This is a genomic window from Salinibacterium sp. VpJ6, from assembly GCF_059767345.1.
In genome coordinates, this window is the sequence record NZ_JBSOQL010000001.1 from 1,288,550 (window position 1) to 1,303,260 (window position 14,711).

The window sequence follows — 14,711 nt, forward strand, 5'->3', positions numbered from 1 at the left end:
CTACATGGCCGCATACGACGTTGTCGTTGAGATTCCGCGCGGAAGCCGGAACAAGTACGAAGTTGACCACGAAACCGGTCGCGTATTTCTCGACCGTTTTCTCTTCACCACCTTCGCCTACCCCACCGACTACGGCTTCTTCGAGAACACTCTCGGCCTCGACGGTGACCCCGTTGACGCGCTGATTCTGCTCGACGCCCCCACCTTCCCCGGTGTTGGCATCTCGGTTCGCCCGGTTGCCGTGCTCAACATGAGCGACGATGGCGGCATCGACTCCAAGGTCATTTGCGTTCAGGCCAAGGACCCGCGCTGGTCGCACATTCAGGACTTGAACGACGTTCCTGAGTTCACGCGCAAGGAAATCGAGCACTTCTTCGAGCACTACAAAGACCTCGAGCCCGGCAAGTGGGTCAAGATCGACGGTTGGGGCGACGCTGCTGAAGCGGAAGCAATCGTTCAGGCTGGCTTCGAGAAGCTCAAGGCCGAAGGCCACTAGGCAGCACTAAGCACTTCTCGCGCGTGGTGCTCAGGTATCGTGCGCGTCACCCCGATGGCGGATGCTCAGGCATCCGCCATCGGCGTTTAATGGGTTAGCGCGGCTCAGCGTCCGCCGAACTTATCGGCTGGTGGGCTCAGCGCCCGGTGAACTCATCCATCGAGTTGTAGACCTTGAAGACTCGCCCTGCCACAAAATCCCAGGCGCGCGTCGGCAGCACGCCTTTGAGCCCGCGGGCCAGCCCGACCGTCCACGGCTTCATGAGTAGCGGCTTGCCGCGGAGCATCGCCGACCACGCGGCCGCGGTGGCTTTCTCGGGCGTCATGATCGGGGTCCACAGCGGGCCCCGGGCTCCGGCAAACATGCCGGTGCTGATGTAGCTGGGCGCGAATGTCGTCACGGCGATCTGCGAGTGGCCCGCCTTGGTCAGTTCGAGCCGCAGCGAATCGCTCCAGCCGATCATCGCCCACTTGGATGCCGCGTAGACACTCATGTTCGGGTTCGATAGCGTGCCTGCCGCTGACGCGATATTCAGGATGCGACTGGGCGCTCCGCCCTCGATCATCACGGGCAGCAGCTCGCGCGAGAGATACATGGCCGCAAGCGTGTTGATCTGCATCGTCGCTTCGATGTCGCGCGCCGCGTCGTGCTCCCAGAAGTAGCCGCTACGCACGATGCCCGCGTTGTTGACGAGCACGTGTGGGGTTCCGACTTCGGTACGGATGCGCTCGGCGACTGACTCGATCGCCGTGCGTGACGAGAGATCGACAACGTAACTGCTGACGGAACCGCCCGCAGCGCTCAGAGCGGCGGCCGCGACATCCAGAGCCGTGGCATCGACATCGAGCAGCACTACGCGGGCTGCGCCCTCAGCGACTGCTCGCTGAGCATAGATCTCGCCCATGCCGCGGGCAGCACCCGTAATCACAACAATGAGTCCGGCTACTGAGTCCACGGCGTGCTCCCTCTGCCCGAGACTCCGTTGCCTCAAGCGTGTGCTCAGACTTTAGCCGAGGCCAACACCCTTACCCGACATGAATGACACAGGGTTCGTGGTGTCCCACCCGTTGGGGCGAACCTCGAAGTGCAAGTGGCAACCGGTGGAGTTTCCGGTGGTTCCGACCTCGGCGATTTTTGCCCCGACGGACACACTCTGACCGTACGACACCTTGATGCCGCCGGGCGCGATGTGACCGTAAGCGGTACGAATTCCGCCAGCGTGCTCGAGGATGATGTAGTTTCCGTAGCCGCCATTCCAGCCGTAGCCGGCGTAGACGACGGTTCCGCTGGATGCCGCATAAATGTTGGAGTAGCAGCCCGCACCAATATCGGTGCCCTTGTGGAAGCTGGAACCGTAGTTCGAGCTGTAACCGTAGACCGAGGTGATGTAGCCATAAGCGGGCTTCGTCCAGCCGTTGGCGCTCGAGGAACCTGAACCGCCACTGGAACCGCCGGATCCCGCGGCGGCCTCGGCCGCGGCTGCTGCTGCCGCGGCTGCAGCAGCCGCAGCGCGCTTCTCGCGTGCGATGCGCTCCGCTTCGCGCTGCTTGACCCCCGCCTGATAGTCGGCTTCTGTTATGACGCGCTCAGCGGTAAGGGCCGCAAGCTGTGCCTCGAACTCGACCTTGCGCTCCTGCTGTTCAGCTACAGCCGTTTCTGCGGCCGCTGCTGCTGCTTGAGCTTCCTCAAACGCTTTTTCGGCGGCGATCTTCAACACTTCGAGCTCAGCGCGGGCCACTTCTGCGGCATCTGACAGCGACTGAGCGGTGTTGCGGGCTTGGACTGCGCGATCGAAAAGAGCTGAAGTCTGCTGAGAGATCTTCGACGACATGCCCAAGTTGTACAGCAGAGCGTCGGCGTCTTGAGAGTTGGCAAGAAGATTGGTGGTGACGTCGCCGCCGCCGGCGCGCACGAGGCGCGAAGCAAGCTCACCGATGCGCTGTTCGGCGTCGTCTGCTTCGGCGCTGGCCTCATCCGCCTGCTCTTGCAAGGTTTCCGTCTGCGCGGATTTGGCCTGGTACTTCGTGTCGGCCTCTTGCCACACGTTTCCCTTTTCTTCGGCATCCTTTTGAGCGGCAACGGCTTGAGCTTCAAGCTCAACCAGAGCGGCTCTAATGCGGTCGACTACTTTTTGAGTCGCCGCTTCGTTGTTGCGGGCCTCGGTGACTTCACTCCACGTGGGGTAGTCATCGGCGAACGCAGCCTGACTGGTTCCAGCGACAACGCTGACGCCGACGACAAGGCTGAGCGCCGCAGCGAAACTGATGACGCGAAAAGATTGTGAGCGAAGCCTAGACTTTGCTGCGGCCCCCCGACTCGCATGCATGACCTTCAATTGTTCCCCTAAACATCGTTGAGCGCCGACTAATGGCCATTAGTCACACGAATAACATTGACCACACTAACAACATGCGACCCAAAAGTCTCAACCTTTTGTTGAATGCAATTGCGACGTGGAGGGGGCCTTGCCGGCGCGGATGCCGAAGAGCAGCCTCTCGGCCCGCGCTCGACCATCAGGATGCTGCGGAAAATGGGCGCTGCAGAGTTACGAGAACGTCGCCGTGAGCCGAAGCGCGCGCACGCGCTGAGGGGTTAGCCGAGTTGGATGCCTTGGCCCGCCATGAACGAAACGGGGTCGGTCGTATCCCACCCGTTGGGGCGTACCTCGAAGTGAAGGTGGCATCCGGTGGAGTTTCCGGTTGTACCCACGCTGGCGATCTTCGTTCCGACAGCCACATTCTGGCCGTACGAAACGTGAATACCGCCATCGACGATGTGACCGTACGCGGTGCGCAATCCGCCAGCGTGCTCGAGGATGATGTAGTTTCCGTAACCGCCATTCCAGCCATAACCGGCGTAGACAACGGTTCCGCTCGACGCCGCGTAAATGCCCGCACCACAACTCGCACCGATATCGGTTCCCTTATGGAAGCTCGAGCCGTAGTTCGAGCTATAGCCATAGACCGATGTGATGTAACCACCGGCGGGGCGAGCCCAGCCGCTCAGGCTGATCTCACCAGCATCCAAGTTCGGAACCTGAGCCGCTGCTTCGGCAGCCGCACGGGCGGCCTCGCGCTCGCGCACACCCTCTAAGTAGCTCGCCTCAGTTGCCTTACGAGCAGAAGTCAGAGCGGCAAGCTGAGCGTCAAACTCGATCTTGCGCTCTTGCTGCTCAGCGAGAGCTTCTTCGGCGGCTTGAGCCGCAGCCTGAGCCTCAGCGAACGCTTCTTCAGCAGCGATCTTGAGGATCTCCAGCTCAGCGCGAGCAACCTCAGCAGCATCGGTCAGCGACTGCGCCGTATTGCGAGCCTGAACGGCCCGCTCAAAGAGCGCGGATGTCTGCTGCGAAATCTTCGACGACATACCAAGGTTGTAGAGCAACGCGTCGGCGTCCTGCGAGTTGGCCAGAAGGCTCGTGGTTACGTCGCCACCGCCGGCACGCACGAGCCGCGATGCAAGCTCACCGATGCGCGTCTCGGCTTCGTCAGCTTCGGCGCTTGCGGCATCCGCTTGCTCTTGCAAAGTTTCAGTCTGGGTGGCCTTGGCCTGGTACTTAGTATCGGCCTCTTGCCAGATGTTGCCTTTTTCTTCGGCATTCTTCTGGGCGGCCGCGGCGTCAGCTTCAAGCTGAACGAGGGCAGCCTTGATGCGCTCGACAACCTTTTTGGTCGCGGCTTCATCGTTGCGGGCTTCGGTGACGTCGCTCCACGTGGGGTAGTCGTCGGCGAAGGCGGCCTGGCTGGTGCCGGCCACAACGCTCACTCCGACCACGAGGCTGAGGGCTGCAGCGAAGCCAATCACGCGAAAAGTTAGGGGGCGGCGGGCTCGGGTTGCCGTGGTTCCGCTACTCGAATGCATGACCTTCATTATTCCCCTCGGCGCAAAAGTCTCAACCACTTACTGAACGTAGTATCAGGCGCCTCAAAAGTCGGGTACATTTAAGCCTGTTGGAAAAAGCGCTTCGAGAAATATCAGGCAGTTTGCTTCTCAGTTTGGTAAATCGCGAAACGCACCGTATGCTTTTCCCTCGGTAGCTAAGAAGTTCTGTGACTTCGAGGCCCCATCGTTTAGTGGCCTAGGACACCGCCCTTTCACGGCGGCAGCACGGGTTCGAATCCCGTTGGGGTCACCAGACACACACAGAATTTAATAGCTTGGCCCTGTAGCGCAGTTGGTTAGCGCGCCGCCCTGTCACGGCGGAGGTCGCCGGTTCAAGTCCGGTCAGGGTCGCAAAACAGAAAGCCTCTTCGCAAGGAGGGGCTTTTTCTGTAGCAAGGGGAAACCTTTGCGCGTAGGAGGAAACTCTTACGGCTCTGTAGCTCAGTTGGTAGAGCGCACGACTGAAAATCGTGAGGTCACGGGATCGACGCCCGTCGGAGCCACTTGACCCTTTCCCGGGCTTCTACCGGGCGAGGGTCATTTTTTTGCCCTCGCGGGCTTCCGCGCCCGACTCGGACTCAGCTTTTGCTTTCATCCTGCCGCGCTCCCCGCTCCCCGTTCCCTGCTCCCTGCTCCCTGCTCCCTGCTCCCTGGCTAGCCTTCTGCTTTTCGATTAACCCTACGGAAATTCAGGAGATCCCGGAACGAGCTCCCGACAAGCCCAGGTTTCCTCTGAGATCTGCATGCGGGTGTTCGCGAATCTCCTGAGTTTTCGAAGGCAGGCGTGAGCAACGTATCCATAGAGGCGAAATCTGAGTACGCTCTGTTCCCACGGAAGCGAAAACGCTCGCCGCAGAGACCAGCGTGAGGAGCCCCTACGCAGTGAGCGCACTCCTCGAGTTTCTGGTTCTACTCTTCGCCGCGTGGCTACCGGTGAACCCGATGAACCACCGAGCGCGTGATCGCCGGCTTCTTGGTGCCCAGAAAGTGATGTGCGCGATTCGAGCGCTGGATGGCCGCGTTCTTAACATCGGAACCGAGTGGAGCTTTGGCGTCGGTGAGATCGCCGATCGCCAGTTGAAGTTCTCCCCAACCACGGGAATTGTTGGCAATCGCACGGTTCCCGTGCTCTCTGTGAAGCCGATTGACGGGGATCCCCGCTTCGGCACCACCCCAGCGTGGGCAGACTCGGCGCACTTCGCAGTTTCGACGGGTGCCGGCGATTTAGCGTTGGCTTTTCCTAAGTACCTCACCAGCGAGGTCTTCGCGTTGCTTTTTCCTGAGTCGCAGCGCACTCCCGACAACACCCCATCACCTCACTGAGCCAGCGAAATTTCACCAGCTCGCAAAAGCGGCTGCGGCTGCCGCGCCGACCCTCGACTTGGGGCATCTTCGCGAGCTCGCGATCGCGAGTTCTCATGGAAAGATTTGAGAGTGACTGAACAGATCCCCGAGGCGAGCGCTGAACCGGTTATTGACGACCAGCCAGACTTTCCTTGGCTCACCGTTGCGATCGTCGCGCAATCCATTGCGGTGGTGTGGAGCTTGTTCCCCGCGTCCGACGCAAGTGTCTCGCTCGTCATGGCTGGCATCTTCAACTTCGGCCTGCTGATTTTGCTCAAGCGTGGCCAAGGATGGGCGCGCAGAGCGTTTCTCACCCTCAGCATCTGGAGCATCGCCATCCGCAGCTTGTCCGCGTTTCTAGAGCAGTATCTGCCCAACGATTCGTTCAACGCTGATTGGGCCAACATCCTTCTCACCGCCATCGCGGCGTACGGCGTGTTTCAGCTCACGCCCCCGTCGCGCGCTCCCGAAACGCGCCCCTAGGCACCCCGCAGGGATCGATCGCGGCCCCGCGTGAGGAAGGCCGCCAGGTTGCCGTCACGAGAGCAGACCTCGCCGAGACCCTTACGGAGTCGCGACCTCGAACAGGTTGCAGGCGTTGGGCCCGCCCTCGAGCCCGGTCGTGAACCACTGCTGACGCTTATCGCTCGAGCCGTGCGTCCACGTCTCGGGAGTTACTTGACCCTGCGTTGACTCCTGGATGCGATCGTCGCCGACCGCAGAGGCTGCGCTGAGAGCATCCGCGATTTGGGCATCGGTCACCGGATCGAGAAAAGTAACACCGTCATCGGTTGTGATGGTGGATGCCGCGCCCACCCAAGCACCAGCAAAGCAGTCGGCCTGCAATTCGAGCCGCACCGAATCAGACGACGGTCCTGACGTTTGACGGTCAAGCCCTTCCATGATGCCGGTGGAGTTCTGAATGTGATGAGCCCATTCGTGAGCAATCACGTACATTTCGGCGAGGGGACCGCCGGTGGAACCGAAGCGAGTGCGCAAGTCGTCATAGAACGCAGTGTCAACGTAGATCGTCTCGTCGGGCGGGCAATAGAAGGGGCCGCTCGCGCTCGTAGCCCCGCCGCAGCCGGTGTTCGTTTGACCGGTGAAGAGCACAACGTTGGTCGTGCGATAGCCGTCTATCTGAGTGGCCCAGTACGTGTCCAGCGAGTCGGCGGCACCAGCGATGCGGCAATCAATGTCGCTGTTGGCCGCTTCGGCAGTGGTGCACTGCGACAGCGATTTGCCCTGTTGCTGCTCGGTGCCCGCGGTGCCGCCACCGGCAAGCCCCGTCAGGTCGATACCAAGAAATTGGGACGCGATGAAGAGACCCACCACGAGCAGGGTGCTGCCACCACCCACCGCGATTCCGGTGCTGCGGCCGCGGCGAGAGACCTTATTGGGATCGATTCGAGCATTGTCGTTGAACGTCACAGGCTGACTTTACTACCGAGATCTGACGATCGCGCCGAGTCGTGCCGAGTCGTGCCGAGTCGCTCGGCGCTCGCGGTGCCGCCCTCCACAAATAGACTGGGGCGATCCCCACGTTCGAGTTGCGGAGACGCCTGCACCTGCACCCCACAACGCAGCGCGGCGGCACCCCTTGGTATGCCGCTCTCCGCGGCACCGGTAGCACCTGCCGCACTCGATGCATCGGCATCCGCATCCGCTGCAGGCTCAGTAACGCCCGGTTCAGGCGAGCACCTCATCGAGCAAGCGCACCTTGCCGCCGGCACGTTCGTGATGGGCGACTCGTCGGGCGACCGCAACGCCGCCGATGGCGAAGTGCCGCAGCATCCGGTTTTCTTGGCCGCGTTCTCTATCGATGTCACGAGTGTGACGAACGACGACTTCGCCCGGTTCGTGGATGCCACGGGCTACCTCACCGAGGCAGAAACGTTCGGTAATTCGGCAGTTTTCCATCTCGCCGTCGCCGCTCCCGAGGAGGACATTATGGGGCGTGCTGCAGGCGCTCCGTGGTGGCTCGGGGTGAATGGCGCCGATTGGAAGCACCCCGGTGGTCGTGACTCTTCGATTGACGGGCTGGGCGATCATCCAGTCGTGCACATCAGCTTCAACGACGCGCAAGCCTATTGCGCGTGGGCGGGCCGACGCCTACCCACCGAAGCCGAGTGGGAGTATGCCTCGCGCGGCGGCCTCGATCAGACCAAGTATCCGTGGGGCAACGAGGAGATGGATGCCGGCGGCTGGCGCACCAACATCTTCCAGGGTGAGTTTCCCCGCACCAACACTCTCGACGACGGCTATCTCACCACCGCGCCCGTGCGAAGCTTCGAGCCCAACGGCTTCGGACTCTTCCAAACCGTCGGCAACGTGTGGGAGTGGTGCGCCGACTGGTACGACGCCAACTACTACGCGACGCTTTCGGCCGACTCCCCTACTGCGAACCCCGGCGGCCCGCGCGACGGAACCGTTCGCGTGCTGCGCGGCGGCAGCTACCTGTGCCACATCTCGTACTGCAACCGGTACCGCAACTCGGCCCGCTCGCAGAACACGCCAGACTCATCGATGGGCAACGCGGGATTCCGCACCGTTTCGCTCTAGCGAGAGGGCACTGCGGTAACCTTGAGGCATGAACTTCATTTCCCTCGTCACCGTTCTGGGCAAGGCCGTACTCGTTGTTATGGGCGTCATCGTTGCCCTCACCGGCGTCATCCTGCTCGTGAACCTCGCGGTGCCCAGTCTGCTCGGCGGCCTCACCCACTAAAGGCGTCGCTACGCCGCGCGGTCGAACTCGGCGCTCGCGCGCTCGGCTCCACCGCGCTCACTTCTACACCTGAGCGACACCCACATCTCAGCGATTCTTAGGTTAACTCCTCTCAGGGAGTTCTAGGCTGGCACTCAACCTAAGGAGAACGTAATGCGCGAATCCAGAGATGTAGTCCGCCAGATCACGGTTGCGGCGAGCGCGACCTTCGCCCTCATCGGAGCCTTCGTCGGTTCCGGAGCGTACGGCGGAACTCCCGTTCAAGAAGTCGCCGGCGGAGCACTCAGTGCTGATGCCACCGTGATCGCACCGGCCGGCTCTGCTTTCACTATCTGGAGCGTCATCTACTTTGGTCTCGTGGCCTACGCCGTCTGGCAGATGCTCCCCAAACAGACCAACACCGAACTGCACCGCCGCGTCGGCTACTGGGTGGCCGCCTCGCTCGTGCTGAACGCCGCGTGGATCCTCTCCATCCAGTTCGACATGCTCACCCTCAGCGTGCCCGTCATCATCCTTCTGCTGCTCGTGCTCATTCGGGCTTACCTCATTACCGTGAAGCTGCCTGCAGCAGGTGCGGTGGATGCCATCATCACTGACGGCACCATCGGCCTCTACCTCGGCTGGGTGTGCGTTGCCACCGCCGCGAACATCGCAGCATGGTTGAACGCCATCGGCTTTGACGGCTTTGGAATCTCGCAAGATGTCTGGGGCATCATCGTCGTCGCGGTCGCCGGCGCTGCCGGAGTCGCGCTCGCTGCTCGCGGCCGCACCCACTTCGCTCCGGCGCTCTCGCTCAGCTGGGGACTCGCGTGGCTCGCGGTCGCCCGCCTTACGGGGGACCTCATTTCGCAGCCCACCGCGATCGCTGCCATCATCGCTGTCGCTGCGGTGCTGACGAGCGCGGCCGTGTTCGCCATCGCTCAATTGCGAGCCGAACAGAAAGCCTAGTGAACGACTTCTAGGCGTCAGCGCGCCGAATGCTGTAGTCGGCAGTTCACCCGCGAGACACAGACACAGACACAGACACAGACAGACACAGACACAGACACAGACACAGACAAGGCTGGTGCCCCGCACAACGCGGAGCACCAGCCTTGTTGTTCGGCGTGTTTAGCGGCGCTTCTTCTGTTTCAGGTCTTTCTCGTGCACGGGCTCTTCGCCCGAGGCGCGGCGCGCGGCGTAGTAGTCGCGAGCCTCGTTCTGGCGCTTCGCTTCGATACCCGAGGCAATCGGTGCGCGCACCAGCTCGTCGGTCAGACCGAACGCGGCCACGAGATCCAGAGCCTGCGGACGCAAGCGCGGCAGCAGGCGGTCGTCGATGTAGTCGGTGATTGCCTGCGCGCGGTTAGTGGAGATGCGACCGTGCATGAGGTACCACGCGAGGTTCTTCTCGATGAGCGAGAAACCGAAGAGGTCACGCAACCAGATCATGACCTGAGCGGTGTCTTTGTCTTCGATCTTCTCGAGGGCGCGAGTGAACGCCTCCCACTGCAGCAGCTCGGCATGCGCCTGAGCCGTCATGATGAGCTGATTCTGGTGACTGTTGAAGAGAGCGGCAGCCTCAGCCTGAGGAAGCTTGCTGGCTGATCGCAACTTGCCGGCGACATCCGCCACCATCGTTTCGACGCGATCGGTGAGCAGCTGGCGCTGGGAGTCGGTGTCGCGCACGTAACCGATCGAACGGGCAGTGGAACCGAAATCCACCACGTTCTGGGCGAAGCGGCGAAGACCCGTGCGGTTGACGGCAGCCTCGTTGACCTGGTCGGCGACGTATTGAGCCATGGCGCCAGCATCCGCCCCCGCAAACTTGCGCGAGTAGTCGGTGAGCAGTCGCTTGGCGACGAGCTGGAGCAGCACGTTGTTGTCGCCCTCGAAGGTGGCGTAGATGTCGAGGTCGGCGCGCATCTGCGTGAGGCGGTTTTCGGCCATGAAGCCGGAGCCACCACAGGCCTCGCGAGCCTCTTGCAGGGTGTCGAGCGCGGCCCACGTGCTGAGCGGCTTGAGCGCAGCGGCGATCGTTTCGAGGTCTTGACGGTCAGCATCGGTGTCGGTGCGGCCCGAGAAAACTCCGTCGAACTTCTCGAGGAACTCCTCGTGCGCGAACGACATCGCGTAGGTCTGAGCCAAGCGCGGCAGCAGTCGACGTTGGTGACGCTGGTAGTCCAGAATCACTTCTTCGTTGGTGTTGCTGGATGCCGTGAACTGGCGGCGTTCCGAGCCGTACTTGATGGCGATGTTCAAGGCCAGCTTGCTTGCGAGCACCGCGGCACCATCGAGCGAAACACGGCCCTGAACGAGCGTGCCGAGCATCGTGAAGAAGCGACGCCCGGGGCTGTCGATGTCGGAGGTGTAGTCACCGTTCTCGTCAACGTTGCCGTAGCGGTTGAGGAGGTTGGTGCGAGGAACGCGAACGTGGTCGAAGTGAAGGCGGCCGTTGTCAATACCGTTCAGACCGCCCTTGAGGCCATCGTCTTCGGTCGAGATTCCGGGGAGCGGGCCGTTGTCGTCGCGCAGCGGAACGTAGAACGCGTGAACGCCGTGGTTGACGTCTTTGGTGATGAGCTGAGCGAAGACCGTTGCTGCCTTACCGTGGAGCGCTGCGTTGCCGAGGTATTCCTTCCACGCGGCACGGAACGGGGTGTTGATGACGAACTCATCGGTGTCGGCGTCGTAGGTCGCGGTTGTGGCGATGCTCGCGACATCCGAACCGTGACCGATCTCGGTCATCGCGAAGGCGCCGGGAGTCTTGAGGCTCATGATGTCGGGCAGCCACTTGTCGTGGTGCTCTTTCGTGCCGAGGTGCACGACGGCAGAACCAAAGAGGCCCCACTGCACGCCCGACTTGATCTGCAGTGACGGGTCGGCCAGAACGGTTTCTTCGAATGCGGCGATGTTTCCACCGTGGTTGTCGTCGCCGCCGAGCTCAATCGGGAACGCGCGGTGAACGGCTTTGTTCTCCACGAGAAGCGAGAGCTGGTGCAGCACACGCTCGCGGTGGTCTTCCATGGAGAGACCGTCGACGCGGTGGAACTCGGGGTTCGACATCAGGGTGCGCGACTCTTTGCGCTCCTTCGCCCACTTGCCCAACAGGTATTCGCCCAACCACTCAACGTTGATGGCGGGGGCGGCTTCTGTCGTTGCGGCGGGGGAAGTTGCGGCGTCAGGGGCTGCGGTGGATGACTGCGGCGCCTCGTCGGTCGCCGTGTGGTCGTGAACCTGGGTCATGGCTATCTCGATTCGTGAAAGTTCGGTGATTGTCACGTTACGAGCGTTGCCCGTGGCCGCAAAGTGTCTCGTTCACGGTCAACCAAGTGAATGCCAGACCCACCGCATCCCTTTGTGCATAAACGCAAAACAGCCGCCATAGCGTTGTGGGAATCATTATTCAGTTGCCGTTGTTGGGCTCCGTGAAAGGATGTAACTATGTCGACAATCACTCTCACCTCAGAAGACTTTGGCCAGGCGGTCACTAAAGACGGAATCACGCTTGTAGATTTCTGGGCTGAATGGTGCGGTCCCTGTAAGCAGTTCGGGCCCATCTTTGAAGCCGCAAGCGAAGCCCACCCGGACATCACGTTCGGCAAGGTAGACACCGAAGACCAGCAGGAACTCGCGGGCGCTGCCGGAATCACCTCGATTCCAACGCTCATGGTTTTCCGCGAAGGCGTACTCGTTTTCTCGCAGCCTGGCGCTCTTCCCGCACCTGCTCTCGAGCAGGTCATCGAAGGTGCTAAGAACCTGGACATGGTCGAGGTTCACAAGCAGGTTGCTGCTCAGCAGGCTGCCGCCGAAGCTGGCGAAGCTCCCACCGAGCACTCGCACTAGCCGGTAGCACCACCGCAGACCACAAAGGCCCCGCCGGCGCTATGTTGGCGGGGCCTTTTCTGTGCGTGAACTAAGGCCGCCTACGGAGCACCAATCGACGCAGCCAGATCTGTCACGAAAGCATCGACTGCCCACGGCACGGAGAGCGCAGTGGGCGCGAACATGCCCAGAGTCGGCTCATCGAGGAATCCCGGATAGTGAATGACCCCGTCAGCCCCCGTAGCACTCGCTTCAACGAACGTTACCCAATAGGGCGCACCGACCGGGTCCCCGATATAAATCAGCACATCGGTGTCAAGCTGTTCGACATCGTCGGCCCACAAGTAGTACACCTTGCCGTTGTCCGATTCTGAGTTGTAGGCGACAGTTGAGTCATCGGCGTAAGTGAAACCGAGTCGCTCGAGGAGAGCCGCGACCGCAGTGTTGGATTTACTGTAGGCAACAGAGCCTCCTTGCGGCGAGATGACCGCGATGGTCTTTCCTGCGAACTCAGGATGCGCCGCAGCGTGCGCCGCCAACGAATCGTCGATAGACGCTAGGTGAGCCTCAGCCTCAGGCACGTGACCAACAATCTGCCCCATCTGGAGGAGGGTTTCGCGCCACGAGTTCGAAGAGCTGAACGATGGAGAGTCGAGGGCTGAAAGAGGTGGACGGATCGTCGGGGCTACCTCAGGCAGATCAACATAAAAGGCAAGCCATGACGTCGGATCCATGTCGAACGGATGAAAAGGCAGCGCCGTGACGACAACGTCTGGCGAGACTGCTTCCACATCGGCAAGAGAGTCACCGTCGAGAGGATCGATGGTCGGCACCGCGCCGACACCGAGCGAGCCGATCGCTTCCTCCCGCCAAGGACCAAGCGATCCGCCGCCGGAGGCGACCGGCGCAATCCCCAGCGCTAGGAGCGAATCCGTCTGCTCAGCGCCGAAGGTGAAGATGCGTTCCGGCGCTACTTCGAGCGTGGTTTCACCCCCTGAGTGCACGACCGTAGTGGGGAACGCGGGCGCAGCCGTCTCCGTGGGAGCGGGCCCACCCGCTGGTGCGGCCGTAGGTTCGGGCTCTGCGGGCGGGCTGCAAGCGCCGAGCACTACGAGCGCCGTTACCCCTACCGCAGCGATGGACACTGTTCTTCTCAACACTGTAGACATCTGCATCCCCTAACGAAAAGTGAGCGAATTCTCACTTCACGGTAACGAGCGAGGCGCCTACCTACCCTTCTGGTCTCAAAGGTTGGCCTGATCGTTATCCAGGGGTGGTCGAATTGCCTAGCTAGCTATCAGTTCACGCCATTGGCTAGGTTCTGCACGTGGGGGCGGCGCTGAACCCACCGCCTCCGAAAGCGCACGTGGTTGGGCACCCCCGAGCGACACAAAAAGCGGCCACCGACGTTGACATCGGTGGCCGCTTTCGAGCGATGATTCGCGGGGCCCCTACTTCAGAGCGCCAGCAATCGCATCCACGAAGCTGTCGATTCCCCAGGGCAGCGAGAGCGCCGTGGGAGGCGATACCGAGGCGACGAGCGATGCACCATTGACGGCAACGAGGCCACCGTTAGCGACGGCCGGGATGCTCTGCGCGTACGGCTGAGCGGCGAAAATATCGCCGACTTCTTCGGTCTCGGCGTAGGCAATCAGCAGATCGCTGTCGAGCTCATCGAGCTTCTCGTAGCTGAGCGTGTAGAAGAAGGTGGAGTCACCGTTCGAGAGAGCGTCAACGGCGGGCGCGTTCTCGAGACCGAGGTCGAGCAAGAACTCCACGCGGGGGTCGGCGGGCTTGTAGACGTAGAAAGTTCCGCCCACATCGAAGGTGGCCGCGACGGTCTTGCCTTCGAATTCAGGATGCTCGGCCGCCTTCTCAGCGACGAGAGCGTCGATGTCTGCCAGAACTTCATCCGCTGCCGCTGACTGGCCGAGGGCGGTACCGGTGATGCTGATGACATCGCGCCACGGAGTCGACCAGGGCAGTTCGGGGTAAGCAACAACGGGCGCGATCTCGCTGAGAAGCTCGTACTGCTCCTCGGTGATTCCCGAGTAGGTTGCGAGGATCAAGTCGGGAGCGGCTTCCGCGATCTGCTCGTAGGCGGGAGCATCCGTGGTGGCAGGGAAGATGAGCGGGGTCTCTGCGCCCAGCTCGGTGAGAGCATCCGCTGCCCAAGGAAGAACGCCGTTCTCGTCACCACCGTAGTTTTGAGCTTCCATGCCGACGGGCACGACGCCGAGGGCCAGAACGACATCGCCACTACCCCAACCCAGGGTGAGTACGCGCTGCGGTTCGCTCTCGATTAGGGTCTCGCCGAAAGCGTGCTCGATCGTGACGGGGAACGCGTCGGATGCCGAGGGAGCGTCCGTTTCGCCTTCGGGCGTTGAGGCGGCACAACCGCTCAGCGCGATAAGAGCGGCGGTTGCAGCAGCGAGAGCGGCAAGGCGGGGTCGGCGTGACATT

At 61.8% G+C, this 14,711-nt stretch carries 14 protein-coding genes and 3 tRNA genes; 10 read left to right on the top strand and 7 right to left on the bottom strand.

Annotated features, from left to right (window positions below; translation table 11 throughout):
• Positions 1 to 4 precede the first annotated feature (4 nt).
• Positions 5 to 496 carry an inorganic diphosphatase gene (locus ACWTV1_RS06345; protein ID WP_100388079.1) on the top strand — a complete coding sequence of 164 codons (492 nt, stop codon included), beginning with the start codon at positions 5 to 7 and terminating at the stop codon, positions 494 to 496.
• A 136-nt stretch (positions 497 to 632) separates the two neighbouring features.
• Here the strand turns inward: ACWTV1_RS06345 and ACWTV1_RS06350 are convergent, their stop codons facing one another.
• The 3 genes from ACWTV1_RS06350 to ACWTV1_RS06360 all read right to left on the bottom strand — a co-directional run bounded on the left by ACWTV1_RS06350 (position 633) and on the right by ACWTV1_RS06360 (position 4,363).
• Positions 633 to 1,451, bottom strand: a complete 819-nt coding sequence (locus ACWTV1_RS06350) for an SDR family NAD(P)-dependent oxidoreductase (protein WP_498504558.1) — start codon at positions 1,449 to 1,451, stop codon at positions 633 to 635.
• Between the two features lie 51 nt (positions 1,452 to 1,502).
• Positions 1,503 to 2,822 (bottom strand): M23 family metallopeptidase, encoded by a 1,320-nt coding sequence (locus ACWTV1_RS06355; protein WP_498504559.1) that lies wholly within the window; start codon positions 2,820 to 2,822, stop codon positions 1,503 to 1,505.
• A gap of 266 nt (positions 2,823 to 3,088) precedes the next feature.
• Positions 3,089 to 4,363, bottom strand: a complete 1,275-nt coding sequence (locus tag ACWTV1_RS06360; protein ID WP_498504560.1) for a peptidoglycan DD-metalloendopeptidase family protein — start codon at positions 4,361 to 4,363, stop codon at positions 3,089 to 3,091.
• Between the two features lie 189 nt (positions 4,364 to 4,552).
• Here ACWTV1_RS06360 and ACWTV1_RS06365 point away from each other — a divergent pair.
• The 5 genes from ACWTV1_RS06365 (at position 4,553) to ACWTV1_RS06385 (ending at position 6,202) form a co-directional block, all read left to right on the top strand.
• Positions 4,553 to 4,628, top strand: a tRNA-Glu gene (locus tag ACWTV1_RS06365).
• Positions 4,629 to 4,652: 24 nt separating this feature from the next.
• A tRNA-Asp gene (locus tag ACWTV1_RS06370) sits at positions 4,653 to 4,726 on the top strand.
• A gap of 79 nt (positions 4,727 to 4,805) precedes the next feature.
• Positions 4,806 to 4,878 (top strand) — tRNA-Phe (locus tag ACWTV1_RS06375).
• A gap of 379 nt (positions 4,879 to 5,257) precedes the next feature.
• Complete coding sequence (locus ACWTV1_RS06380) at positions 5,258 to 5,698, top strand: hypothetical protein (protein ID WP_498504561.1); 441 nt, start codon at positions 5,258 to 5,260, stop codon at positions 5,696 to 5,698.
• Positions 5,699 to 5,809: 111 nt separating this feature from the next.
• The gene (locus ACWTV1_RS06385) at positions 5,810 to 6,202 is read left to right on the top strand and encodes a hypothetical protein (protein ID WP_498504562.1); all 393 of its coding nucleotides are present in this window, start codon (positions 5,810 to 5,812) and stop codon (positions 6,200 to 6,202) included.
• 81 nt (positions 6,203 to 6,283) lie between these two features.
• On the opposite strand, the gene ypfJ is transcribed toward ACWTV1_RS06385, so the two are convergent.
• A complete protein-coding gene (gene ypfJ / locus ACWTV1_RS06390) occupies positions 6,284 to 7,150 on the bottom strand; it encodes a KPN_02809 family neutral zinc metallopeptidase (protein ID WP_498504563.1) in 867 nt (288 codons plus the stop codon).
• 96 nt (positions 7,151 to 7,246) lie between these two features.
• On the opposite strand from ypfJ, the gene ACWTV1_RS06395 reads away from it, so the two are divergent.
• The 3 genes from ACWTV1_RS06395 (at position 7,247) to ACWTV1_RS06405 (ending at position 9,392) form a co-directional block, all read left to right on the top strand.
• Positions 7,247 to 8,281 carry a formylglycine-generating enzyme family protein gene (locus tag ACWTV1_RS06395; RefSeq protein ID WP_498505039.1) on the top strand — a complete coding sequence of 345 codons (1,035 nt, stop codon included), beginning with the start codon at positions 7,247 to 7,249 and terminating at the stop codon, positions 8,279 to 8,281.
• A gap of 28 nt (positions 8,282 to 8,309) precedes the next feature.
• On the top strand, positions 8,310 to 8,444 hold the full coding sequence (locus ACWTV1_RS06400; protein ID WP_268249126.1) for a hypothetical protein: 135 nt from the start codon (positions 8,310 to 8,312) through the stop codon (positions 8,442 to 8,444).
• Positions 8,445 to 8,597: 153 nt separating this feature from the next.
• Positions 8,598 to 9,392: a TspO-related membrane protein gene (locus ACWTV1_RS06405; protein ID WP_498504564.1), complete on the top strand. Its 795-nt coding sequence runs from the start codon at positions 8,598 to 8,600 to the stop codon at positions 9,390 to 9,392.
• Between the two features lie 162 nt (positions 9,393 to 9,554).
• On the opposite strand, the gene ACWTV1_RS06410 is transcribed toward ACWTV1_RS06405, so the two are convergent.
• Entirely contained in the window at positions 9,555 to 11,669 is a 2,115-nt protein-coding gene (locus tag ACWTV1_RS06410; protein ID WP_498505040.1) for an acyl-CoA dehydrogenase family protein, read from the bottom strand.
• 198 nt (positions 11,670 to 11,867) lie between these two features.
• On the opposite strand from ACWTV1_RS06410, the gene trxA reads away from it, so the two are divergent.
• Positions 11,868 to 12,269: a thioredoxin gene (gene trxA, locus ACWTV1_RS06415; RefSeq protein WP_100388069.1), complete on the top strand. Its 402-nt coding sequence runs from the start codon at positions 11,868 to 11,870 to the stop codon at positions 12,267 to 12,269.
• 80 nt (positions 12,270 to 12,349) lie between these two features.
• On the opposite strand, the gene ACWTV1_RS06420 is transcribed toward trxA, so the two are convergent.
• A complete protein-coding gene (locus ACWTV1_RS06420) occupies positions 12,350 to 13,417 on the bottom strand; it encodes an ABC transporter substrate-binding protein (RefSeq protein WP_498504565.1) in 1,068 nt (355 codons plus the stop codon).
• A gap of 282 nt (positions 13,418 to 13,699) precedes the next feature.
• Entirely contained in the window at positions 13,700 to 14,710 is a 1,011-nt protein-coding gene (locus ACWTV1_RS06425) for an iron-siderophore ABC transporter substrate-binding protein (RefSeq protein WP_498504566.1), read from the bottom strand.
• Position 14,711 lies beyond the last annotated feature (1 nt).